The following is a 22,619-nucleotide window of genomic DNA, read 5'->3' on the forward strand; positions in this document are numbered from 1 at the left end:
CGCTACCTGCTACGGCTCGTCGACCTCCGGTTGGCCTTCTTGATCGCGTTCACCAACTGCTGCTTGGTCATCGTCGAACGGCCCGAAATATCAAGGCGCCGGGCGATATCCATAAGGTGAGCCTTCGATGCGTTGGCGTCGACGCCCTCGGCGCTCTTGCCCTTGGGGTCGGGGCCGCCACTGCGGGCCCTGCTGTCGGACGGGCCCTTGCTGCTCTTCGGCTCCCAGTGGTCGCCAACTTTCTCGAAGCTGTGCTTGAGCGCGCTGTAGGCCACGCGATGCGCACGCTGGCCCTCACCGTATTCCTTGACGGCCGCATCGTGGGCCTTCGCGAATGTCCGTTGCGCCTTGGCGGACGACTTCTGAAGTGTGCTCGGCAACTCGCTCTTCTTGGCACTGCCCCGAGATGTCGTCTTCGGCATGGCATGCTCCCTTGTGGTCAACTCGGCTATCCGAAACGCCGCCGACGTCACGAAATTCCGACGGCTAGCAGATGGGCTTACCCGAGGGGAGCCAGCCTAAACGTCTATGGCCCGGTCACGACCGCGCCGATGACCGAGAAGTTCGTAGCCGAGGACGACGATGGCCGGGGCCAGCATGACGATCAGGAGCGCGTTGGCCATCGACATGCCACGCCCGACCAGCAGCACGGCGAGAACCAACACCGCCATGGCCAGCGCGACGAGCGTCAGATGTGACACATCTTGTGTGCGCAGCGACAGATGCAGCACGTAAACCGTCGCGATATAGACCGCCACCGGAACCGCTACCGCCGAGACGGTCGCTGCCGCGCTGAGTTCCGAGTGGTGCTCGACGTAGTAGGCGGCCGCATGCAACCCCGCCCCGGTCGCGACGATCGAACCGTACAAGACGATGTGCAGATAGCCGAATCGGAAGGACAAGTCGCGGCGGGCATGCAGCAATTCCGCCTGCGGGACGATGAAATACACCCACCACATCGCGAACGTCAGACCAGTTCCGGAGACCGCTACCAGAACAGCGCCCACGCTCCAGCCTTGCGCAGAGACGATGGCCGACAACGAGGCGACGGTGCCGACCACGCCCTCACCGAGCGCGATGATCGTCAGCAGCGAATAGCGTTCGGCGATGTGATGCGCGTGCCACGGCGTGCCGCCCATGCGCCGCTCGGCGAGCAACGGCCCCGACAGCTCCAACGCCACTAAGAGACCCGCCCACAGAAACGTCGTCGCGATCGACGTGCTCACCGGGATCATCGCGATCCAGCCGATCTGCGCGACGGTGACGACGGTCGCGTAGGTCAGGCATGCCGGGCGTCGCTGCGGGTCCTGCTTGGCAGCGCGTAACCACTGCGCCACCAGTGCAATTCGCATCACCACGTAACCTGCGACCATCACCTGGTTGTCTACGTGTCCACCCTCGGCCATCGAGGAGTACATCGCCGGCAACCCGAGCGCAAGGATGATGACGCCGACCATCTGCAGCATCGTCAGCAGGCGATAGACCCAGTCGTCGGTGTCGTAGGCCGAGGCGAACCAGCTGAAGTTGATCCACGCCCAGCAGATGGCAAAGGTCGCGAAAACGAACGCCGCCAACCCCGCGGACACGTGGTCTTCGGCGAGCAGATGCGCGAACTCCGAGGCAGCGATGCCGAATCCGATCACGAACGTCAGGTCGAACAACAACTCCAAAGGGGTGGCGACCCGGTGTGGTTCGTGGGGATCGCGCCCCGACATGCGGCGAATGCGATGCGCCTGGAGTCGGCCGGGTGGCTGCGCTTGCACATCACTCATGACCTGCAGAGTGTGCCCAGTCACCGCAGCACTGTCCAGGTGCCGGAGCACCCACGCGGGGCCGCATCAAGCGAAAAAAGAAGTAGTCGACTACGCATGCCGTCGCACCGCCCGGTTCGCATGATCAACCGCAGATGCACTCACGGCGGAAGGCGGCGGCGATGTCAGAACAGTTCGTGATCACGATGCTGGGCGGATTTGCGGTGCACCGTGACAACCAGGCCCTGGATCTGCCGCCGTCATGCCAGCGCCTGGTCGCGCTGACCGCGTTGAAACGGCGCCCGATACCCCGCAGCTTTGTGTGCCGCACGCTCTGGCCGACCACACGCCCCGAGGCGGCGTCGGCGCGGCTGCGCACCACGCTGTGGCGGCTGCGGCCGCTGGGCGCCGAAGCGTTGGTGACCGTCACACCGCAGGCGCTCGTACTGGCCGAGGAGGTCCGCGTGGACTGGTATGAGGCCGTCGACTTGATCGGGCAGCTGCTCGGACATTGCTCGCCCGGCGACCTCGACCACGACGTGACCTCTGAGCTGCTTCCCCTGCTCAGCGCGGGTGCGCTGCTGGACGGGTGGACCGATACCTGGACCGAGCACGCCCGCGCCACCTACCGCGAACTGCGCATGGACGCTCTCGACGAGATCATGAGCGCGTACGCGCAACAGAGCGCGCAACACAGGTAGTGGGCTACGCATGCGTGTCGCTGTGAACGATTCGTAGTCTTTCATCGTCCAATAGACAGAGGACCGAAAAGCCGACGGATGGAAGAGAGCATGAACGCCCTACTCGTGACCGGTTCGAGCCTGGCGGCCATGGTCGCCGCGTTCGGCGTGCACGAGCTGCAGGCGCGGCTCGAGCGCTGGGACTACGAGCGCCACGCAGAGGACTGACTCGCGCAGTCGGTGAATTCGCCGACTGCGGAACCTTTTTCGGCAACCTCTTTCGCCTACACGGTATTCTCGGACGCGCTGATTCACGTTTCGGTGGGCAACGTCACCGCACGTGAGGCGCGTTCGATCCGCCCGCCGAACCCGCCCGAGCCTGGCGATGACTGGCGATATCCCGAGCCCGAGATCTGGACGGTACCCCACGCCATGGTTTACAGAGTGAACTAGATTTGTCAGCTATGGACGGCTATGCCTACGACACCGCACTGTTGATTCTGCGCGTATGCCTCGGCCTCACCATGGCGGCACACGGCTACAACAAGTTCTTCGGCGGCGGCCGGATACCCGGCACCGCGGCATGGTTCGACAGCATCGGCATGAAGCCGGGCACATTGCACGCCCGCATCGCGGCTACCGTCGAGATGGCGGCCGGCCTCGGCCTGGCGGTCGGCCTGCTGACCCCGATTCCCGCGGCCGGGTTCGTCGCGCTGATGCTGGTGGCGGCGTGGACGGTGCACCGGCCCAACGGCTTTTTCATCGTCAAGGAGGGCTGGGAGTACAACCTGGTGTTGGCGGTCAGCGCCGTCGGTTTGGCCACGCTGGGGGCGGGCCGCTTCAGCCTGGACTGGTTGATCTTCGGGCACAACTGGTTCGACGGCTGGGCGGGCCTGCTGATCTCCCTGGGCCTCGGGCTGGCGGGCGGCATCGGCCAGCTGCTGATCTTCTACCGTCCGCCGCAGCGGACCGAGACTAAATGACCTGACCGCCGACGATAGTTGTGGCGACCATGTCCGACGCCAGCGTCAATACATTCGCGCCGGGCTTCAGCACGATCAGGTCACCGGGCTGACCCGCCTCGACGGTGCGCGGCTCCGCCGGCCGGTCGGGGTGCCCGAGAAACAGCCGCAGCGCCACTTCGGGCGCGATGCACTCGTCGGCGCCGATGACCTCTCCCCCGGCGGTGGCGCGGTTTACCGCCGCGCGCATGGCGGCCCACGGGTCCATCGCGCCGAAGGGCGCATCGGTGCTGCCCGCCATGGGGAGGCCGGCCCGCAGCAGTGACGCCACCCGCCACAGGTGGGAATGTTCGTCGGCGGGCACGTCGCGCAGATAGTGCTCGCCGCGTTCGGTGACGAAGTTGGGCTGGGTGACGACGGTGACGCCGGCGTCGAGCAGGTCACCGATCATGTCGTCGGGCACCACGGCGGCATGCTCGATGCGATCGCCGGGATGACGGCCCGCCGACCGCAACGCGGCGAGCGCGACCACCAATTGCATGCGGGTCACGCAATGCAGCGCGACGGGAATGCCGTCGGCGTGCTGGTCGACGATCCAGTCGGTGAGCTCGTCGACATCGAGACGGTCGTCGTGCAGGATCCGCTTGCCCGGCGCGAGAAAGTGCAGGCGCTGCGGGATCTCACCGCGCCGGTGAGCCACCGACAGCATCGCGACGTCGTTGGCGGACAGATCCGGAGTGGCGTCGGTGACGCCGGTGACGCCGAAGCCGGAAAGCTGGCCCGTGACTTCCGCGAGCGCTGTCTCGCGGCGCGGCAACGCATTCGCCCAGTCGTCGAAGCTGTGCAACCTGCCGTCCGGGTGATCGACGAGGCCGACGGCGTTCAGCGCCGCCGAGTTCAGAATCCACATCGCTCCGCTGCGGTGCTGAACCCGCACCGGAACGTCGGCGATCAGGGCGTCGAGCTGGCCGCGGTCGAGTTCGCCCGCCACCGACGCGTGGTACCCGACGGCGCGGATCCATCCGTCCTGGCCAGGCTGCGCGTTGCGCAACGCTTGTGCCAGTTGCTCTTTCGTGCGCACGTGGGGCGGACCCGCGGCGACGGAGTCGAGCGCGGCGGCCATCGCGCGCAGGTGCAGGTGATGGTCGTGCAGGCCGGGCAGCACCGCGCCGCCGTCCGCGTCGATGATGCGCTCGTCTGCCGACGGCTCCAGGTGGTCGGCGATTTCGACGATGCGGTCCTCCACCCGAACGTCGGCGATGCGCCCTTCGGGTACCGTGCCGCGGCGGATCAGCATGGCGCCAACCTGTCCTGCACCAGATCGCGCACCCGTGCGTTGTCGGCGCCCAGTTCCGCAGCGGGTCTCGACGGTGGCCCCGGAACCTTCGGTGGCTCAACGTCTTCGGGCACTGGGGACGGCGCAGCACCGGCAGCGGCGTAGTAAGCGGCGACTTCAGCCAGGGCGACGTCGATGATCTCGCCGCCGCCGCGCTGCAGCGCTTCGAGCACGGATTGCGCCGCTGTCAACCCGGTCAGCGGGTCGGCGACGGCGTCACCCACGAACGCCGGGCCCGCGCCGACGAGGCCTCCCGCGACCGCGGCGTCGTCGCCGAACGCTACGCGCTGCGCCCGCTCCCCCTCGGGGCCATAGCCGGTGATACGCAACCACACTCGGCCGGGGCGGGCGGGAAGCTGTTCTGCGCCGAGGCCGCGGCGGGCCAGCGCGGTGGGGCGGGAGCTTTCGATCACCACGTCGGCAGCTTCCAGGAGACGGCGCAGTTCGGGGTCATCGAAATCGGTGGCGTAGGACAACTTCGACGCGTTCATCCAGTCGTAGAACCGCCGATCGCCCAGCCGGGTGCCGTCGGGCCGTTCGCGGCTTTCCACTTTGACGACGGTCGCTCCTGCCGCGGCGAGCAGGTGGCCGCACAACGGGCCCGCCCACATCGACGACAGATCGGCGACCAGCAGGTGCGACAACGGGCGCGCCGCACGCGGTCCGCGCAGCCTGAATCGTGGCGGAACAGCAGATGTTTCACTGAGTTTCGCAGCGGGCAGATCCAGCAATCGGGCCCGCCCGACGAACTCGGCCGTGTCGCGTAAGGCCGCCTCGATTTCCAGTTCCGCCCATACGTCGGCGGGTTGGTCGGCCGACTCCAGAAGCGCGGGGACGGCTGCGACATCGTCGGCGCGCGACAACGTCAGAGCACACCAGCCGTCCCGGGTGGCCAGAAGACGTGTCGCGCCTCCCGCGGAGATCCGGCCCGCCGGCGCGATGCCGAGCATCGCCGCGCGTCCGGTCAGGATCTCGTCGGCGTCGACAGTCAGGGCGCCGCCCAGATCGGCGGCGGCGCGGCCGATCCGATCGGTCACCTGCCGCGCCGACGCGAGCACCGCGTCAGGGATGCCCAGCGAGCCCATCACCACATTGTCCATCGAACTATCCCGGAACTATCCCGCCTCGATCGCGTCGATCAGACCCCACCCGAGGGCGGTGGCCGCGTCGATGGTGCGGCCGGACAACACCAGATACGCGGTGCGCCAGCGGCCGATGCGGCGCGTCACGCTGACCGTGCCGCCGGCGCCCGGAAGCAAGCCCAGGCCGAGTTCGGGTAGGCCGAATACCGAACTCTGTTGCGCCTCAACCCATCCGCAGAAAGCCGCCATCTCCAAGCCGCTGCCGAGTACCTGGCCGTGCGCCTGTGCGCGACAGCGGTCACCCAGCCGGGCCGTCAGCTCGTCGAGCACGAGGGCGGGGCTGTGCCGCACCCGCGCGATGTGCGCGCTGGCCGGGTCCGCGAACGACCCGAATTCAGCCAGGTCACCGCCGCTGCAGAACGACGGGCCGTTGCCGGCCAGGATCACCTGGTCGATCGACGGGTCCACTCGGGCGACCTCGAGCGCCTCCAGCAGTGCGGCCCGGGCGTCGGTCGAGAACGCGTTGTGGCGCGTCGGCCGATTGAACCGGACGACCAGGGTGTCGCCGTCGCGGTCGGCCAGCACCGGGTCGGGCAGTTCGGGGACGGTGGCCGGGCCTCGCTGCTCTAGCCAGGCGGCAAACTCCGCGCCCGACTGCAGCGTCGAATACGCCAATGACTCGGTGATCACCCCGGCCAGCGCGGGCCCTGCCGGGTCGATCGCGCGCAGCACGTGATCACAGACAGAGGCGGCCTGCGGCCACATCTCGAAGCGGGCAGCCAGTTCGGCGGTCGCGGCCGCGACGGAGTCGACGGTCACGACGCGACGGTCGGCGACGACGTCCTCGCTCAGGGTGAGGGTTGCCGCCTCGACCCACGGCTGCGCGGCCGGTGCGGCGATGTCGGCCGCGGATCCGACCGCGATGCACACACCGAGCGGCGCTGGTGAGCCGGTCGGCGGATCGCCGAGGTCAACGACGCGCACGGCCCCGCACGGCTACACCGGATCGAACGACGAGATCAGCCAGCCGCCGTCGATCTTCTGCAGGGTGACCCGCACCGCGCTGTTGACGAAGCTCGCATCGGGCCGGTCCTTGCTCTGGGTGGTCTGGTTGATGAAGACCAGGACCACCGCCCTGTCCGGCTCGATCTCGGACAGTGCGGCGCGCACCACGGCGGCCTGGGTCTTCACCTCCTTCTCCTTGGCGGCGGGCGCGACGATCTGCTCGGTGAACTGCGTGTAGTAGGACAGGAAGCTGCCGGTGAGTTTGCTTTTCGCAGTCGCGAAATCCTTGTCGAGGCTCTCCGGCGAATACGACAACAACGCGACCGTGCCGTCGGATGCGGCCTTGACCGCGGCGTCGCCGGCGGCGTCGTCGGTCTGGCGGTCGGGTTGGTATACGAAGAAGAACATCCACGACGTCAGGCCGATGGCCGCGACGAGCGCCACCGCCAGCGTGACCGCCGCCCAGTGCTGGCGGGCACCGCGCTTCAACCGCGCGAGGAACGCGCGCTTCGGCTTCGCCGGCCGAGCGGTCTTCTCGATCGCTTCGGCCTCAACCCCCGTCGACTCGCCGTCGGACGCGTCCCCGGGTTCTTGGACATCGCCGGTTTCTTTGACGTCCTTGGCGTCCTGCTCTGCGGTCACGGTACGAACTCCACTTTCGACAACTTAAGCTGTCCGCCGTCACGCGCCAGGTTCACGCTGAGCCGCCACGCGCGCGGTTCCTGATTGGCGCCTGCGGCGTTGGTGACGCGGGAGGTGGCCGCGACGATGACCGTCGCGGTGTCCTCGGTCATTGACTCGACTGCCGTTGAGGTCACGTTGGTTTCGGTGACGGCTTTCGATTCGTTGGCCACCCGGACGAAATCCTCGGCGGTGGCTTCGAAGTCGGTTTTGAACTGACCGGTCGAGCTGTCGATGATGCGCTGCACGTCTTCCTTGGCGTGGTTGTAGTCCAGCGACATCAACGTCACCACGCCCTGGCGCGCGGCGGCCTCGAACTCCGCCCTGCGATCCTGCTCGGCCTGCGCTTGCCGGTGAAACCAGTACATGTAGGCGCAGCCGGCGAGCAGCGCGCCGATGATGAGGACCGTCAGCGTGCCGGCGACGCCCTTCCATGTGGGCAGCGGGATGCGGATGCCACGCCGTTGCGGGCCGTCCTTCTCCTTCGCGGGCTCCTCGACGGTGGCCGGGACAGTGTCGTCGGCGGTGTCCACATCGTCGTCGGCACGTTCGCCGTCGGTGTTCTCGTCTTGACCGTCGGTCGTCTCGTCGTCTCCGACGACGGCAGTCTCGTCGTCTCCGACGATGGCGTCCTCGTCGGGCTTCTCCGCCCCGTTGGTCTTGATCGCCGCACCGTTCTTGCCGGCCTCGGCTTCCCTGCGCAGCCGCAGGGCGCGAGCCCGGGCTCGGGCGGCCGCGGCGATCGCCTCGGCTTCGGCGGCCTCGGCTTCGGCCTGCTCCGCCAGCGTGAGTGCGTCGACGTCTGCCGAGCCGGTCTCGACGGTGTCGTCGACGTGGTCGCCGTTCAATTCCGGCGGAGTCTGCTTCCGAAACCGCATGCAACCTCCTGTCCGGTAAGCACTTTGCTCAATGAGAATGACATTTTCGATTTTTGGGTGTCGCCGCGACGATACATGATGGGTAAACGTGCTGAAATTATGCTTATTCTGCGGAAACGCTATTTACGGGCTGTGCCTGCATCTAGCGCTGGCTAATGGTCAACTGGTCCTTCATTACTTTGCCTGTCGCGTTCAGCGGCAGTTCGTCCAGAAACTCTACGTATCGCGGCACCTTGAAACCAGCCATCCGCTCCCGGCTCCACGCGATCAGGTCCTCCGCGGTGAGCCCGGCCCGCTGTCCGTCCCTGAGGACGACGAACGCCTTGCCGACCTGTCCGAGCCGTTCGTCGGGCACACCGATGACCGCGGCCTGCGCGATCGCGGGGTGCTCGAGCAGGAAACCCTCGATCTCGGCGGGATAGGCGTTGAAACCGCCGACGATGAACATGTCCTTCTTGCGGCCGACGATGACCAGCCTGCCCGCGTCGGTGAAGTGGCCGAGGTCGCCGGTGTGCAGCCAGCCGTCGGTGTCGATGGCCTCCGCGGTGGCCGCCGGATCGTCGAAGTACCCCTGCATGACGGTGTAGCCCCGCACCAACACCTCGCCGTCGTCGGCGATGCGCACCTCGACTCCGTCGCACGGCACACCCGCCGTCGTGGCGATGTCTTCGAAGGAATCGCCCGGCCGCGACAGCGTCACCGTTCCCGCCTCAGTCAAGCCGTACCCGGTCGCCAGCGTCGAGAACGGCAGCTCCTCGTGTACCCGCCGGATCAACTCGACGGGGATGTCCGCCGCGCCGGTCACCCCTGCCCGCAGCGTGACGAGCCTGGTCTTGTCCTCGACACCCAGCAGCGAGTGATACAGCGTCGGCGGCCCCGGCAGCATCGTGATGCGTTCGGTCTCAACAAGATCGACGATGCGGTCGACATCGAAAACCTTCACCGGCACCATCGTGGCCCCGCGGGTGAACGAGGCGATCAGCCCCGCCTTGAACCCGAACGTGTGGAAGTACGGGTTGACTTGCAGATAGCGGTCGCCCTCGCGCAGGTCGGCCAGTTCGCACCACTCCGCATACAAGCGCAGATTCTGGCGGTGGTTCATCATCACGCCTTTGGGCCTGCCCGTGGTGCCCGACGTGTAGATGACATCGGAGATGTCGCTGCCGCTGACATCGACCGCGAAAGGACCCCCACTGGAAAGGAATTCGCACTTCAGGTCGATCACCGACACCCCGGCCGGCAGTGACTCGGGCAAGGTGTAGTCCTGGCCGAGGAAACCCTTCTCGACCAACACCGCCTTGGCGCCGCTGCGGCCGATTATGTCGGCGGCCTCCTCCGTTTTGAACCGGGTGTTGACCGGAACGAGGATACCGCCCGCGGTGAGCAGACCGAACGCCGCGAAGATCCATTCCGCGCTGTTGGGCGCCCATATCGCGACGCGGTCACCCTTGACGATGCCGAGGTCTCGGAAAGCCCCTGCGGCGCAACGGATTCGCTGCACCACCTCGGCGAAGGACAAGCGCAGCGGACCATCGACGACTGCTTCCGCATCGCCGAACCGGTCCGCTGCGCTCAAGACCATCTCGGGGATGGTCTGCCACCGTTCCTGGTAAGTGTAGGTCACACCGTGACGAGGCAGCCCAGGTTGCCGCCCATGATCTTCGCCTGATCCTCGACCGAAAGGTGCTCGAGTGCAGTCACATAGTGCGTCGGCTCCGCCAAGCCCTCCGGGTGCGGCCAGTCCGAGCCGTAGAGCACCTGCTCCACGCCGATCAGGTTGATCAGGTCGTCGATGCCCTCCTCGTAGAAGGGGCTGACGTAGATGCGGTTCTTGATCTCCTCGACCGGGTTGCCCAGGAAGGCCTCGGGAGCCTTCTTGTACACCTCGGCCATGGAGTCCAACAGCGGGAACATCCACTTCGAGCCCGCCTCGACGATGCCGACCTTCAGCTTCGGGAAGCGGAACAGCGCGCCGTGAATCACCCACGAGGCCACCGCATCCTGGATCGGACGCCACTCGTTGAGGATCGACATCGCGTTGGTCTGGAACGGCAGCATCTCCTGAGCGACACCGTCCCACTCCGAGGTGTATCGCGAGTAGCCGCTGTCGGAGGAGTGCATGCCGACGAAGACGTCGTGATGAACGACGCGCTCCCAGAACGGATCGAACTCCGGCAGCGCGAACGACCGCGGGCCGCGGAAGCCGGGCACCGGCGCGGGCCGGATTAGGATCGCGCGGGCACCGCGCGCCACGCACCACTCCAGCTCCTCGATCGCCTTCTCGACGATCGGCAGCGTGATGACCGGTGTGGTGAAGATGCGGTTCTTGTAGTTGAAGCCCCACACCTCGTCCAGCCACTGGTTCAGCGAGTGGATGAGGACGTGGATGGCGAGCGGATCGTCGCGCAACCGTTCCTCGATCAGGCTGGCCAGCGTCGGGAACATTAGCGAGCGGTCGACACCCAGCTGGTCCATCAGCTCCAGGCGCGGAGCCGGCTCGAAGAACGCTGGGATGGAGCGCATCGGCTCGCCGAAGAGCTCACGCTTGCTCTTGCCCTCCGGATTGCCGAACTTGAAGTACTCCTCCCACGCGCCCGGCTTGGCGACCACCGAGAACGTCGGGTTGGGGATGTAATTGCTGATCTGGCCGCGGATGGCGATCTTGGTGCGGCCGTTGACCTCGACGTACTGGACGACGTCCTTGTACTCCTTGGGCAGGTACTTGGTCATCGCCTCCGGCGGTTCATAGAGGTGGTTGTCGGCGTCGAACAGCGGAAACGGTATGTCGACGCGATGCGACAGTTGACCCATGAAACACTCCCTTTCGTATCGAGAGAATCCTATTCTCACTTTCGGCAAGCTGCAATGTCCCGCCTCACCAGAAACTTCTGCACCTTGCCGCTGGCGGTGCGGGGAAAGTCCCGACCGTCGGGGACCTCGTGGAGTTCCTCCGGCCACTTCTGCCTGGCCACGCCGGCCTTCTCGAACTGCGCGTGCACCTCGGGCATGGTCGGCATCGTCTTGCCTGGCTTGATGCGCAGCACCGCCGCTGCGTGCTCTCCCAGTCGCGGGTCCGGCGCGGACACCACCACGGCCTCGGCGACGGCCGGCATCGCGAGCAGCACCTCCTCGACCTCCAGCGCGCTGATGTTCTCGCCGCCGCGGATGATGACGTCGGCCTTGCGGTCGGTGATGGTCAGGTAGCCGTCTTCGTCGAGCACGCCGACATCGCCGGTGTGATACCAGCCGTCGTCGTCGAATGCCTTGGCGGTCAAGGTGTCATCGGTGTAGCCGAGACACAGATCGGGCCCGCGGCTGTAGATCTCGCCGTCGGGACCGAGGCGAATCTCCACGCCGGGGCGCGGGTTGCCGTCGGTGTAGAGCCGCTTGTCCTCCGGCGCGTCGCGGCTGGACCCCGTGATCGACGGATGCTCGCTGCTGCCGTAGGACCGGAACACGAAGATTCCCATGTCGGCCAGTCGGCGGGTGACCGCCGCGGGCACCGTAGATCCGCCCAGCCCAACGGTTTTGAAGTGCGCCATATGCCCGGGCGTGCAGTCGGGATGGTCCAGCAGGCTGGTGACGAAATACGGCGGCCCGCCGCCGACCGACAGCCCGTCGGTCTCGATGAGCTCGAGCACCTTGCCGGGATCCCACACATCGCACAGGTCGATCGGCGCGCCTTCGAGAACCGGGATCAAAAACGCGCCGAGCATGCCGATGAAATGCCCGACCGGGGTGGCGGTCAGCTGCCTGCCGCGGTCGGGCGGGTAGTTCGCCAGCAGCTGGCGGGTTTCGCAGCCGAGGGTCTGGTGGCTGTGCACGACGCCCTTGGGGTCACTCGTGGTACCCGAGGTGAACGCGATCAGCGCGGGGCTCGCGGGGTCGGCGGCGATGGTGCCCGACAGCGGCTCGTCGTCGAGCAGGTCGTCGAAGTTGTCACCGACCAGGCCAACGATCGGCACGTCGGCGCACAGGTCGGGCTGAAACCGCATCCGGCCGAACTCCTCGGCGGTGATGAACACCGTGGGTTTGGCGGTTCCCATGATGTGGCTCAACTCTTTTCGGCCGTAGAAGTGCACGATCGGCACGACCACCGCGCCGAGGAAGGCCGACGCCCAGAACGCCGCGGCGGCCTCCATCCAGTTGGGCAGCTGCAGCGCCACCACGTCCCCGGGCCCGACCCCGCGGTGGCGCAGGCCCGCGGCCAGCCGTCGCGCGTGCAGTTCGACGTCGGCGAACGTGCCCGCGTACGGCCGCACCGCCGAATGCACCCAGAAACCGGTGTCCGGGTTGGCCTGCAGGCCGGTCGCGACCATTTCGCCGATCGTCTCGGGCCGCCACCAGCCCTCTTCCTCGTAGCGTTTGGTCAGCTCCACCGGGATTTTTCGCATCGCGCGCCGCGGCACCTCCAATCGGTCGTGATGCTATTCTCCGATACAGAGAATGCCAATACCGCAGACGGAGAACGCTGGATGGTCGACCTGGAGTTGGACGACGGTCTTGCGGTCATCACGATCGACCGCCCGCACGCCCGCAACGCCATCTCGCTGGAGACGATGGACCAGTTCGACAAGGCACTCGACGGGGCCGACGGGGCGGCCGCGCTCGTCATCACCGGCGCGGGTGATCGCGCCTTCGTCTCGGGTGGCGACCTGAAGGAACTCAGCGCGCTGCGGACCGAACGCGACGCCGGAGCCATGGCGTGGCGGATGCGGTCGATCTGCGATCGCGTCGCCGGCTTCCCCGGCCCGACGGTCGCGGCGTTGAACGGGCATGCCCTCGGCGGCGGCGCGGAGGTGGCGGTGGCCGCCGACATCCGACTGGCCGCCGACGACATCAAGATCGGCTTCAATCAGGTGGCACTGGAGATCATGCCAGCATGGGGCGGCGCCGAGCGCCTCGTCGAAATCGTCGGCTACAGCAGGGCATTGTTGCTGGCGGGCACCGGCATGATCCTCGACGCGCAGCAGGCCCACCGCAGCGGCCTCATCGATCACGTCATTCCGCGCGAGGCGTTCACCGAGCAGTGGCGAAAGATCGCCAAGGCGTTGGCGAACCGGCCCGCGGGCGAGATCAAGCGCGTCATGCGCGGCGTCACCACCACCGAGGCCGTCGCGGCGTTCGCGCGGCTGTGGGTCGCCGACGAGCACTGGGCCGCGGCCGACAAGGTGATGAAGCGCGGCAAGTGATCGACTAGCCGCCGAGTTCCCGGATCGGTGCGCTGCCATCCCATTCGGCCGCGGCGTCATGGGTGAACACCGCGTTGGCCGCCGTCGCGTCGGTCAGTTCAGAGATCTCGACGACGGCCGCGGGCCCGTCGGGGATCTCCAGGTAGGCGAAGCGGACACCGTAGTTCTCGCCGCCTGACCACACCACCGGCCAGCCCGCGTTCTCGACTGACCGCATCGTCTCGTCAAAGTCTGTTGTCCAGTAGGCGATCTGGTGAAATCCGGGGCCGTGCGCGCTGAGGAACTCGGTGAAGATGCTCGGCGTGTCGTCGCGCTGGCCGATCAGTTCGATCTGCATCTCGCCGCTGTTGGACCACGCCACCGACAAGGTGGTCTCGCACGGTTCGCCGCGGTAGCGCGCCTGCATCGGCAGGCTGCGCATGACGAACCACGGCCCGACGCCGAGCGCAACCCATGTCGCCATCGCACGATCGATATCGGTTACCACATAACCGATTTGGCGGATCGGCCCGGGTAGCGCGGTCATGACGCCGTCGGGTGGACGACGATGCGCGGCGGGCCTTGCCCCTTGCGCACCTGATCGATGGCATCGGGCACCTCGTCGAGACCGATGGTCGCGCCGATGCTCGGTGACGGATCCAGTCGGCCGTCGACCACCGCCTCAAGCGTGCCGTACCAGTCCTGCGGATGCGGTCCGCCGCCGAATTGGATGGTCATGCCCTTATGTGTGGCAGCGGTGCAGTCGATCGTGCCCGCGTCGTACCACCCGCCTGCGGCATATACCCGGGCCAGGAATTCGCATTGGTCGACGGTACTCTGCAACAGGCCGTTCTTGCCGACACATTCGAAGATGACCTGTGTGGTCTGGAACTTGTTGGCCGCGAAAGTTTCTCGCCACACCTCGTAGGGGTCGTGCGAGGACGGGTTGACTGTCACGTCGGCACCGAACGTGGCGGCATAGGACAGCCGGTCGTCGCTGTAGTCACTCACCACGATCGGGTTGATGCCGCGCGAGCGCAGCGCCGCCACGGTCGACAGGCCGATCGCGCCCGCGCCGATGACCAGCGGCAGCTCGCCCGGTTTGATCCCCGAGCAGCGGACGTAAAACTCGCCCACCGCGAACGCGTCGACGAGAGCGACGGAGTCGTCGGGGACACCGTCGGGCACCCGGCGCGCCATCATCTCCGACACCAGCATCAGTTCGCCGAATGCGCCCGGCACGTCGGGATTGTGGCCGATGATGAGCGGCTGCTCACCGTGGCGAATCATGATCGGCAGGCTCGTCACGCGTGCGCCGATCGGGATGTCACCCGAGCAGCCCGGCCCGTGGCCGACCACCTCACCGACGAATTCGTGGCCCATGACGGTGTCGCGGTCGGCGTCCCACACGAAGCGGTCGGCGGAGTTCGGGTGGTCCATGTAGTGCACATCGGATGCGCAGATGGCTGCGGACAGCGGCCTGATCAACAACTCGCCGGGGCCGGGCACCGGATCGGCCGTCTCGCGCACCTCGAGCTTTCCGCTGCGCAGCACCACTGCTCGCATCAGCCCGCCGTCCGTTGCTCGGCGGCGAAGTCGGCCGACGCCCGTCGTCGGTGTCTCCGCGCGAAATCGTCTGTCATGAGGGCACTCCCCCGCTCAGGATGCGCGGGGTGTGGGTGACCCGGCGGCGGATCCGCCAGCCGTCGGCGCCACGGACCAGTTCGTCGTCATAGTGGCCGACGGCGTCGACCCACGCCGCGTTGTCGCCGGGGGTGATCATGAGCACCGCGTGCACGTAGGTGCGTGCGGTCGCGGTGTCGCCGCCTTCATCGACGGCGATGACGAAGTTCGACAACCGGTGATACGTCGGTCCCATCGGGTTGTGGATCTGCGCGAACAGTTCGGTGAATGCGTCGGGATCGGCGAAGTGGCCGACATCGCCGTAGTCGAGGTCGACCTCGTCGGTCCAGCAGCTGCGGAACAGCGGCCAGTCCCTCGAGTCGATCCCGGTGGCGTAGCGGATGAGCACCTCGGTGATCTGCGCCTTATCGGCATCCACGCAGGCAGGCTAGCATGGGTTCTCTCTAGACGAGAATGTCATTTCCGATTAATGTCAATCGGGTGTCGACTTCGCAGAAGGCGCTCGCGCCCGAGATCTCCACATGGCCCGATGAGAACCCGCAGTTGATCGGCAGTCGTTGCGGCGCCTGCGGTGCCACCACGTTCCCCGTCCAGCAGCGCTGCCCGAAATGCAGCGCCGCCGAGATGGCCGAGGTGAAGCTGCCCCGACGCGGCACGCTGGTGGCGTGGACGACGCAGGGCTTCCCGCCCGGCCCGCCGTACAAGGGCCCCACGGGTAAGGACTTCGTCCCGTTCGGCGTCGGACTCGTGCAGCTCGATGACGTTATCCGCGTCGAGGGCCGGCTCACCGAGAACGACCCGGAGAAGCTCAGATTCGGCATGGACGTCGAGCTGACCATGGTGCCGTTCACCACTGACGGCGAAGGCAACGAGCTGATCACGTTCGCCTTCCAACCGGTCTAGGGAGGACTAGCTATGACAAACGACGTCGCGATCATCGGGGTGGGGCTACATCCCTTCGGCCGGTTCGACAAGACTGCGATGGAGATGGGCGCCGAGGCCACTGCCGCTGCACTGGCCGACGCGGGTGTCGAGTGGAAGGACATCCAGTTCGGCTTCGGCGGAAGCTATGAGGTGTCCAACCCCGACGCGGTGACCCGGCTCGTCGGGCTCACCGGCATCACGTTCACCAACGTCTTCAACGCCTGCGCGACCGCGGCGTCGGCGATCCAGCAGACCGCCGACACCATCCGGCTGGGCAAGTACGACATCGGCATCGCGATCGGGCTGGACAAGCATCCCCGCGGCGCGTTCACCGACGATCCGGCCAAGCTGGCGCTGCCCCAGTGGTACGCGGAGAACGGGCAGTTCGTCACGACGAAGTTCTTCGGGATGAAGGCCAACCACTACATCAACAAGCACGGCATCTCGCAGGAGACCCTCGCCAAGGTCGCGGCGAAGAACTACCGCAACGGCGCGTTGAACCCGAACGCATTCCGCCGCAAACCGATTCCCGAGGACGAGATTCTCAACTCCACCGTGCTGAACTACCCGCTGACGCAGTACATGTTCTGCGCGCCCGACGAAGGCGCCGCGGCGGTGATCATGTGCCGCGGTGACATCGCGCACCGGTTCACCGACAAGCCCGTGTATGTGCGAGCCACCGAGATCCGCACCCGGCGCTACGGCGCCTACGAGGTGCACGCGACTTCCGCTCCGCTGGAAGAGGATTCGTCGCCGACGGTGTACGCCGCGCGGGCGGCGTACGAGGCCGCGGGCATCGGACCTGAGGACGTCGACGTGGCCCAGCTGCAGGACACCGACGCCGGAGCCGAGGTCATCCACATGGCCGAGACCGGGTTGTGCGCCGACGGCGAGCAGGAGAAGCTGCTGGCTGACGGCGCCACCGAGATCGGCGGCACGTTGCCGATCAACACCGACGGCGGGCTGATCGCCAACGGCGAACCGATCGGCGCGTCGGGGCTGCGGCAGGTGCACGAGCTGGTGCGCCAGCTGCGCGGCGAGGCCGGTGAGCGGCAGGTGCCGGGCGAGCCGAAGGTCGGCCTGGCGCAGGTGTACGGCGCTCCGGGGACCGCGTCGGCGACGCTGCTGTCGGTCTAGCGGCGCGGGCGAGGTCGTGCCAGCCGTCCGTCTCGAAAAGCAGAGCCGCACAACAGAACTCCTGTCGCTGCACGTCGTCGGCAACGAGGCCGCGTTCCTAGCGCCGCTGACCGTCGCGTTCTGGAGCGCGACCCAGCATTGATCCACGCTTGCCGATCGGCTACTGTCGCGGATAGCCGATCGGCTAGCTAGCCCGAAGGAGAGAGTCGATGCAGATTCTTGCCGAGGCCGAGGACCTGCCGAAGACTGCCAACATCAAAACCCAGTTGATCAGCCTGTGGACGGTGCCGACGTTCGGCCTGGCGCTGCTGATCGCCTTCCTGGCCTTCCCGGGCTTCTTCCCGCCGATGTCGCCGAGCATGACGGCCGAACAGGTCGCGGCCTTCTACTCCGAAAACCGTGGCATGGTCTGGTTTTCCATGATCACGTTCAACATCTGCGGCATGATGCTGCTGCCATTGTTCATGGTGATCGTCGTGCAGATGAAGCGGATGGCGACCCAGAGCCACGTCTTCGCGTACTGCTATCTGACGGCGGCGGTCAGCGGCGCCACGCTGTTCGCGCTCGCCGACATCTTCTTTTTGGTCGCCGCGTTCCGCCCGGGCCGCGACCCGCAGTTGGTGATGCTGCTCAACGACATGGCCTGGGTCATCTTCGTCGCTCCGGTCGGCGCACTGGTCGCGATGAACCTGCTGCTGGCCGCGGCAATCCATTTCGACAAGGGTCCGAACCCGGTGTTCCCGCGTTGGGTCAGCTGGTATGCGCTGGCGACCGCCTTCGCGATGGCTCCCGCCGTCGGCGCGGCCGTCTTCACGTCCGGCCCGCTGGCCTGGGACGGGGCGGTGTCGTTCTGGCTGCGCAACGGTTCGTTCGCGCTCTACGTGCTGGTGATGTTCTTCGTGCTGCGCGGTGTGCTGCGCCGCCAGGCGGTGGCCGAAGGCGTGGCGGCGTGAGCACGGTCTCCACTGAAAAGTCCGAAAAGCACTCCGGCGCAGTCACCGTCGAGTCCGCGCGGCCGCCGCGGGCGGGCAAGCGCGATGTGTGGATCGTCTACTGGATCGTGCCCGCCTTCTACACGGCGTTCGGCATCATCTTCTTTGCGCTGGCACGGGTGATGCCGCCGCCGCGGCCCGACGTGACGACCGGCCAGATGGTGGACTTCTTCCATCAACACTCCGTCACGATCAAGATCGGCTTCGCACTGCTGGTGCTGATCGTCGGCGGGGCGGGCGTGGCCAACGGCATCGTGCTGTACCACATCAAGCGCATGACGGTCGGATCCGTTCTCGGCTATGCCTACATGGGATCCCTTGCGGTGGGCGCACTTCCGGGCTGCCTGCTGGTGGCGTTCTGCTTCCTCGTCGCGGTTTACCGCCCGGATCGCGATCCAGAACTGCTCGCGCTGCTCTACGACCTCGGATTGCTGTCCTACGTCGGATCGCTGGGCTGCTTCACCACCGCGTGGATCGCGTTCGCGATCGCCATCCTCTACGACAAGAACCAGATCTTCCCGAGATGGTTTGCCTACGTGACCATCTGGCAGATCGTCACCGAGATCATGGCCATCCCGGTGTTCATCTCCAAGGCGGGCCCGTTCGCGTGGAACGGATCGATCGCGTTCTGGGAGGGCACCGTGATCTTCGGCATCTGGATCTCGTCGCTGATCGTTCTGCTCAAGAAGGCCAACGAACTTCAACCCCCCGACGAGGCGCCCCTGCCATGACCGACCTGGACACCGCGGCACCCGTCAAGGCCACCGACCGCGCCGCACACCTGCCCGGCGAGGCCGCCATGTGGGTGATGGTGCTCGGCGACCTCGTGTTCTTCGGCGCCTACTTCGTCATCTTCATGATCCACCGCGCGATGGCGCCGGGGCTGTATCTGCAGTCGCAGCAGCACCTCAATCTGACCGTCGGCGTGGTGAATACCCTTGTGCTGCTGACCAGTTCGTGGTTCGTCGCCCGCAGCGTGGTGGCGGCACGAGACGGTGACCACGACGCTGCGCTCCGGCTGATTTACCTGGGCGGCGCGTGCGGCGTGGTGTTCGCCGTGATCAAGGCCTACGAGTGGGCGACCAAGGTGGGCGCCGGTGTCACCCTGCCCAGCAACGAGTTCTTCCTCTTCTACTACATGCTCACCGGCGTGCACCTGTTCCACGTCGGCCTCGGCCTGCTGATCCTGGGCGTCGTGGTACGCGAACTGCGCAACCCGCGCAAACGCCGGTTGTCGATGGTCGAATCGGGCGCCATCTACTGGCACATGGTCGACCTGTTGTGGATCGTCATTTTCGCGCTGCTCTACGTGATGAGGTGAACCGATGACCGCGACCGCGGCCCCGCGGGGCCGATCGTCCACCAGGGCCATCACCTACGCGTGGGTGGTCCTGTCGGCCATCACCGTGCTGTCGTGGTGGCTGGCGCCAGGGCAACACCCGGAGCGTCCCGTCGACCCCAGCGTGCCGATCACCGTCGCGGTGGTGGTGCTCGGCTTCATCAAGGGCCGGATGATCATCGCCTACTTCATGGAGGTGCGCACCGCGCCGCGGTGGCTGAAGATCGCCACCGACGCGTGGCTGTTCGTGCTGTGGGCGGCGATCCTGGCGATCTACCTGTACTAAGCCTCCCTTCCATACCCGCGAGCGCGCAGCCTTGTACAGAATGTTGGCCCAAACCGTACAAGGGTGAGCGCTGGCGGGAGGTTTTGGATAAGTCTCCGCGGGCCAAGTACCGTCAAGGCCAATGAATGATTCGGTATTCACCGTGAAAATCTTGTTCTAAAATTCGGAAATGATGTTTCCGGCCCGGTTGCTGACTGCGACGGCGGCGTTGACCATGCTCATCGGGGTCGCAGCCGTGGCACAGCCGGTGGCGCGGGCGAATCCCGAACCGCCGCCCGGGCCGCCGCTGCGACACGTGCAGTACACGGTGTTCGCCGAACAGCCCCACACCGCCGAGATCTACTACCGCGACACCGACCCGCCGAACTGGGGCGAGTACAGCCACAACCCGTACCTCTACACGCCCAACGTCGAAGCCGAGGTCGGCCCCGGCAAGCAGTGGAACCTCGAGGTCTGGCTCGCCGACCCGGACCAGTGGGCGATGGTCGTGGCAGGCATTGAGTCGGACTCGACGCAGACTCCGAACCTGCACTGCGTGCTGGCAGTCGACGGCGTGGTGGTCAAGACCGCCCAAGGCCCCAAGGGGGCGCTCTGCTCGATTCGTCCCTGGTAGGGCGGTCAGGCCCGCGCGCTCGTCACGGCATCATCGGTGGCGAGGGGTTCCCCTTCGAGCTGGCGCAGCCAGGCCTCGACGAACTCCAGCGTCTCGGCGTGCCCGCTGGACATGCCCAGCGCCGTCTCCATCACCAACACGCGCGACAGGCTGGTGGCGAACACCGCCCACACGACGGGCGGCACTTCCGAGGTGTCGATGCCGTAGCGCGCCAGCACCTCGGCGATGGCCTGGCGCTCCCGCTCGCGGAACATCTCGCCGTAGCGCGCGAACTCCGCCCGCAGCTCGTCCCGATGCCGGGCCAGCGCCATGAACTCGACGGTGAACGCGGTGATGCGCGGATCCGAGCTGTAACGCCACAGCGCCCACAGCGGCTGCGGCTGCTTGAGCGCCTGCGCCTGGGCCTCCAGCCCCTGTTCGGCGCGCCGCCGGAACACCGCCAGGTACAGCTCGCCCATCGTGCGGAAGTAGTAGTGCACCAGCTGCGGCTTGAGGCCGGCTTTCTCGGCGACGCGCCGCGACGTCACCGCCGCATAGCCCTCTTCGAGCATCAACCGCTCGGCGGCATCGAGCAGCACCGTCCGATTCTTCGCGTCCGGCGCTCCGATCCTGCGCTCCGCCATCGTGTCTTGCCTTCCCGCCTCGCCTCTTTCGAGTTGTCTTCCCGGGTGCCGTTAGCCGGGTCTTCCCGGCTCCGACCAGGTGTACTGCCCGGAACGCCGATCGTAAACGGCGCGCGGGCCGGTCGCCTTGACCCTGACCTTAGCGCCATGCTAAGCAAGTGCTCAGCATATTTCGTCGTTCGACACAATCAACCCGTTCCGGCCCGGGAGGCACGCAACCGATGACCACAGACTTCGATTCGGTCGACTACTTCACCGACCCGTCGCTCGTGCCCGACCCGCACCCCTACTTCGACCATCTTCGGGCCAAGAACCCGACCTGCTGCCCGATCAACAACGGCGTGCTGGCCGTGACGGGCTGGGAGGCCGCCAACGCGGTCTACAAGGACACGGAGAACTTCTCGTCGTGTGTGGCGGTCGCAGGCCCGTTCACCCCGATTCCGTTCACACCCGAGGGCGACGACATCACGGCTCAGCTCGAGGAGCATCGCACCGCGATCCCGATGTACGAGCACATGGTCACGATGGACCCGCCGTACCACACCGATGCGCGCTCGCTGCTGAGCCGGCTGTTGACGCCCAAGCGGCTCAAGGAGAACGAGGACTTCATGTGGCGGCTGGCCGACCGTCACATCGACGAGTTCATCGACGACGGCAGGTGCGAATTCCTCGCCTCCTACGCGCGCCCGTTCTCGCTTCTGGTGGTGGCCGACCTGCTCGGGGTGCCCGAAGAGGATCACGAGGAGTTCCGCGAGGCGTTCGGCGTGCAGCGGCCGGGCACCAACATCGGCGGGCTGGACCACGAGCCCATCGCCGCCAACCCGCTGGAGTGGGCCGACGAGAAGTTCGTGCACTACATCGAGGACCGCCGCAAGAACCCGCGCGACGACGTCCTCACCGGGCTGGCCACCGCGCTGTACCCGGACGGCTCGACGCCCGACGTGGTCGACGTGGTGCGCACCGCGACCTTCCTGTTCGGCGCCGGCCAGGAGACCACCGCCAAGCTGCTGAGCGCGGCGCTGCGAGTGCTCGGCGACCGTCCCGACATTCAGCAGCAGCTGCGGCAGGACCGCAGCCTGATCCCGGTGTTCATCGAGGAGTGCCTGCGGATGGACAGCCCGGTCAAGAGCGTGTTCCGAATGGCCCGCAAGACCACGGCGCTGGGTGACACGCCCGTGCCCGCGGGCACCACGGTGATGGTCAGCCCCGGTGCGGCCAACCGGGACCCGAACCGCTTCGACGATCCCCACGAGTTCCAGCTCGACCGCAAGAACGTCCGCGAGCACATCGCGTTCAGCCGCGGCATCCACTCCTGCCCGGGCGCGCCGCTGGCCCGCGTCGAGGGTCGGGTCAGCATCGAGCGGCTCCTGGATCGCTTGGGCGACATCACGATTGACGAGAAGAAGCACGGCCCGGCCGGCGCGCGGTCGTACACCTACGAGCCGACATTCATCCTGCGCGGGCTGACCGAGATCAACATCAAGTTCACCCCGATCACATAGTGGTCGGGGTCGA

General features: G+C 66.8%; 26 protein-coding genes. 12 read left to right on the forward strand and 14 right to left on the reverse strand.

Annotation, left to right across the window (positions count from 1 at the left end):
• Positions 1 to 2: 2 nt before the first annotated feature.
• On the reverse strand, positions 3 to 422 hold the full coding sequence (locus CQY20_RS02530) for a ChaB family protein (protein WP_097938222.1): 420 nt from the start codon (positions 420 to 422) through the stop codon (positions 3 to 5).
• A gap of 96 nt (positions 423 to 518) precedes the next feature.
• The gene (locus CQY20_RS02535; protein WP_097938223.1) at positions 519 to 1,772 is read right to left on the reverse strand and encodes a low temperature requirement protein A; all 1,254 of its coding nucleotides are present in this window, start codon (positions 1,770 to 1,772) and stop codon (positions 519 to 521) included.
• A 161-nt stretch (positions 1,773 to 1,933) separates the two neighbouring features.
• On the opposite strand from CQY20_RS02535, the gene CQY20_RS02540 reads away from it, so the two are divergent.
• Positions 1,934 to 2,452: an AfsR/SARP family transcriptional regulator gene (locus tag CQY20_RS02540; protein ID WP_097938089.1), complete on the forward strand. Its 519-nt coding sequence runs from the start codon at positions 1,934 to 1,936 to the stop codon at positions 2,450 to 2,452.
• 443 nt (positions 2,453 to 2,895) lie between these two features.
• Positions 2,896 to 3,414 carry a DoxX family protein gene (locus tag CQY20_RS02550; RefSeq protein ID WP_097938091.1) on the forward strand — a complete coding sequence of 173 codons (519 nt, stop codon included), beginning with the start codon at positions 2,896 to 2,898 and terminating at the stop codon, positions 3,412 to 3,414.
• Here the strand turns inward: CQY20_RS02550 and CQY20_RS02555 are convergent.
• The 8 genes from CQY20_RS02555 to CQY20_RS02590 form a co-directional block, all read right to left on the reverse strand.
• Positions 3,407 to 4,690, reverse strand: coding sequence for an amidohydrolase family protein (locus CQY20_RS02555; RefSeq protein WP_097938092.1), 1,284 nt, complete (start codon positions 4,688 to 4,690; stop codon positions 3,407 to 3,409). The two genes, CQY20_RS02550 and CQY20_RS02555, sit on opposite strands and share 8 nt — an antisense overlap.
• Positions 4,684 to 5,829 carry a CoA transferase gene (locus CQY20_RS02560; protein ID WP_234816069.1) on the reverse strand — a complete coding sequence of 382 codons (1,146 nt, stop codon included), beginning with the start codon at positions 5,827 to 5,829 and terminating at the stop codon, positions 4,684 to 4,686. The genes CQY20_RS02555 and CQY20_RS02560 overlap by 7 nt, the downstream gene beginning before the upstream one ends.
• Positions 5,830 to 5,844: 15 nt before the next feature.
• Positions 5,845 to 6,795, reverse strand: coding sequence for an enoyl-CoA hydratase/isomerase family protein (locus CQY20_RS02565; protein WP_097938093.1), 951 nt, complete (start codon positions 6,793 to 6,795; stop codon positions 5,845 to 5,847).
• A 12-nt stretch (positions 6,796 to 6,807) separates the two neighbouring features.
• A complete protein-coding gene (locus CQY20_RS02570; RefSeq protein WP_097938094.1) occupies positions 6,808 to 7,458 on the reverse strand; it encodes a hypothetical protein in 651 nt (216 codons plus the stop codon).
• The gene (locus CQY20_RS02575) at positions 7,455 to 8,375 is read right to left on the reverse strand and encodes an Rv1363c family protein (protein ID WP_097938095.1); all 921 of its coding nucleotides are present in this window, start codon (positions 8,373 to 8,375) and stop codon (positions 7,455 to 7,457) included. Before CQY20_RS02575 ends, CQY20_RS02570 begins: the two co-directional genes overlap by 4 nt.
• Before the next feature lie 142 nt (positions 8,376 to 8,517).
• On the reverse strand, positions 8,518 to 9,999 hold the full coding sequence (locus tag CQY20_RS02580) for a FadD3 family acyl-CoA ligase (protein ID WP_272938790.1): 1,482 nt from the start codon (positions 9,997 to 9,999) through the stop codon (positions 8,518 to 8,520).
• The gene (locus CQY20_RS02585; protein ID WP_097938096.1) at positions 9,996 to 11,186 is read right to left on the reverse strand and encodes an amidohydrolase family protein; all 1,191 of its coding nucleotides are present in this window, start codon (positions 11,184 to 11,186) and stop codon (positions 9,996 to 9,998) included. The genes CQY20_RS02580 and CQY20_RS02585 overlap by 4 nt, the downstream gene beginning before the upstream one ends.
• A 35-nt stretch (positions 11,187 to 11,221) precedes the next feature.
• Complete coding sequence (locus CQY20_RS02590) at positions 11,222 to 12,769, reverse strand: AMP-binding protein (RefSeq protein ID WP_097938226.1); 1,548 nt, start codon at positions 12,767 to 12,769, stop codon at positions 11,222 to 11,224.
• An 81-nt stretch (positions 12,770 to 12,850) separates the two neighbouring features.
• On the opposite strand from CQY20_RS02590, the gene CQY20_RS02595 reads away from it, so the two are divergent.
• Positions 12,851 to 13,567: an enoyl-CoA hydratase/isomerase family protein gene (locus CQY20_RS02595; RefSeq protein ID WP_097938227.1), complete on the forward strand. Its 717-nt coding sequence runs from the start codon at positions 12,851 to 12,853 to the stop codon at positions 13,565 to 13,567.
• A gap of 4 nt (positions 13,568 to 13,571) precedes the next feature.
• Here CQY20_RS02595 and CQY20_RS02600 read toward each other — a convergent pair whose 3' ends face one another.
• The 3 genes from CQY20_RS02600 to CQY20_RS02610 all read right to left on the reverse strand — a co-directional run bounded on the left by CQY20_RS02600 (position 13,572) and on the right by CQY20_RS02610 (position 15,608).
• Positions 13,572 to 14,093: a VOC family protein gene (locus CQY20_RS02600; RefSeq protein WP_097938097.1), complete on the reverse strand. Its 522-nt coding sequence runs from the start codon at positions 14,091 to 14,093 to the stop codon at positions 13,572 to 13,574.
• Positions 14,090 to 15,112, reverse strand: a complete 1,023-nt coding sequence (locus tag CQY20_RS02605; RefSeq protein WP_174814666.1) for a zinc-binding dehydrogenase — start codon at positions 15,110 to 15,112, stop codon at positions 14,090 to 14,092. The genes CQY20_RS02600 and CQY20_RS02605 overlap by 4 nt, the downstream gene beginning before the upstream one ends.
• Before the next feature lie 73 nt (positions 15,113 to 15,185).
• A complete protein-coding gene (locus tag CQY20_RS02610; protein ID WP_097938099.1) occupies positions 15,186 to 15,608 on the reverse strand; it encodes a nuclear transport factor 2 family protein in 423 nt (140 codons plus the stop codon).
• 35 nt (positions 15,609 to 15,643) lie between these two features.
• On the opposite strand from CQY20_RS02610, the gene CQY20_RS02615 reads away from it, so the two are divergent.
• The 8 genes from CQY20_RS02615 to CQY20_RS02645 all read left to right on the forward strand — a co-directional run bounded on the left by CQY20_RS02615 (position 15,644) and on the right by CQY20_RS02645 (position 20,481).
• Positions 15,644 to 16,093 (forward strand): Zn-ribbon domain-containing OB-fold protein, encoded by a 450-nt coding sequence (locus CQY20_RS02615; RefSeq protein WP_097938100.1) that lies wholly within the window; start codon positions 15,644 to 15,646, stop codon positions 16,091 to 16,093.
• Between the two features lie 12 nt (positions 16,094 to 16,105).
• Positions 16,106 to 17,251, forward strand: a complete 1,146-nt coding sequence (locus tag CQY20_RS02620) for a thiolase family protein (protein ID WP_097938101.1) — start codon at positions 16,106 to 16,108, stop codon at positions 17,249 to 17,251.
• A 16-nt stretch (positions 17,252 to 17,267) separates the two neighbouring features.
• Positions 17,268 to 17,393 carry a hypothetical protein gene (locus tag CQY20_RS35885; RefSeq protein WP_272938791.1) on the forward strand — a complete coding sequence of 42 codons (126 nt, stop codon included), beginning with the start codon at positions 17,268 to 17,270 and terminating at the stop codon, positions 17,391 to 17,393.
• Positions 17,394 to 17,460: 67 nt separating this feature from the next.
• A complete protein-coding gene (locus CQY20_RS02625; RefSeq protein ID WP_097938102.1) occupies positions 17,461 to 18,204 on the forward strand; it encodes a hypothetical protein in 744 nt (247 codons plus the stop codon).
• Positions 18,201 to 18,974, forward strand: coding sequence for a hypothetical protein (locus tag CQY20_RS02630; protein ID WP_165789236.1), 774 nt, complete (start codon positions 18,201 to 18,203; stop codon positions 18,972 to 18,974). Before CQY20_RS02625 ends, CQY20_RS02630 begins: the two co-directional genes overlap by 4 nt.
• Positions 18,971 to 19,564 carry a cytochrome c oxidase subunit 3 family protein gene (locus CQY20_RS02635; RefSeq protein ID WP_097938103.1) on the forward strand — a complete coding sequence of 198 codons (594 nt, stop codon included), beginning with the start codon at positions 18,971 to 18,973 and terminating at the stop codon, positions 19,562 to 19,564. Before CQY20_RS02630 ends, CQY20_RS02635 begins: the two co-directional genes overlap by 4 nt.
• 4 nt (positions 19,565 to 19,568) lie before the next feature.
• The gene (locus tag CQY20_RS02640; protein WP_097938104.1) at positions 19,569 to 19,868 is read left to right on the forward strand and encodes a cytochrome C oxidase subunit IV family protein; all 300 of its coding nucleotides are present in this window, start codon (positions 19,569 to 19,571) and stop codon (positions 19,866 to 19,868) included.
• A 169-nt stretch (positions 19,869 to 20,037) separates the two neighbouring features.
• A complete protein-coding gene (locus CQY20_RS02645; RefSeq protein ID WP_371871010.1) occupies positions 20,038 to 20,481 on the forward strand; it encodes an Rv2576c family protein in 444 nt (147 codons plus the stop codon).
• 5 nt (positions 20,482 to 20,486) lie between these two features.
• On the opposite strand, the gene CQY20_RS02650 is transcribed toward CQY20_RS02645, so the two are convergent.
• On the reverse strand, positions 20,487 to 21,104 hold the full coding sequence (locus tag CQY20_RS02650) for a TetR/AcrR family transcriptional regulator (RefSeq protein ID WP_097938105.1): 618 nt from the start codon (positions 21,102 to 21,104) through the stop codon (positions 20,487 to 20,489).
• A 221-nt stretch (positions 21,105 to 21,325) separates the two neighbouring features.
• On the opposite strand from CQY20_RS02650, the gene CQY20_RS02655 reads away from it, so the two are divergent.
• A complete protein-coding gene (locus tag CQY20_RS02655; protein WP_097938106.1) occupies positions 21,326 to 22,606 on the forward strand; it encodes a cytochrome P450 in 1,281 nt (426 codons plus the stop codon).
• Positions 22,607 to 22,619 lie beyond the last annotated feature (13 nt).

The sequence above is a fragment of the Mycolicibacterium agri genome (assembly GCF_002553505.1).
GTDB lineage: Bacteria > Actinomycetota > Actinomycetes > Mycobacteriales > Mycobacteriaceae > Mycobacterium > Mycobacterium agri.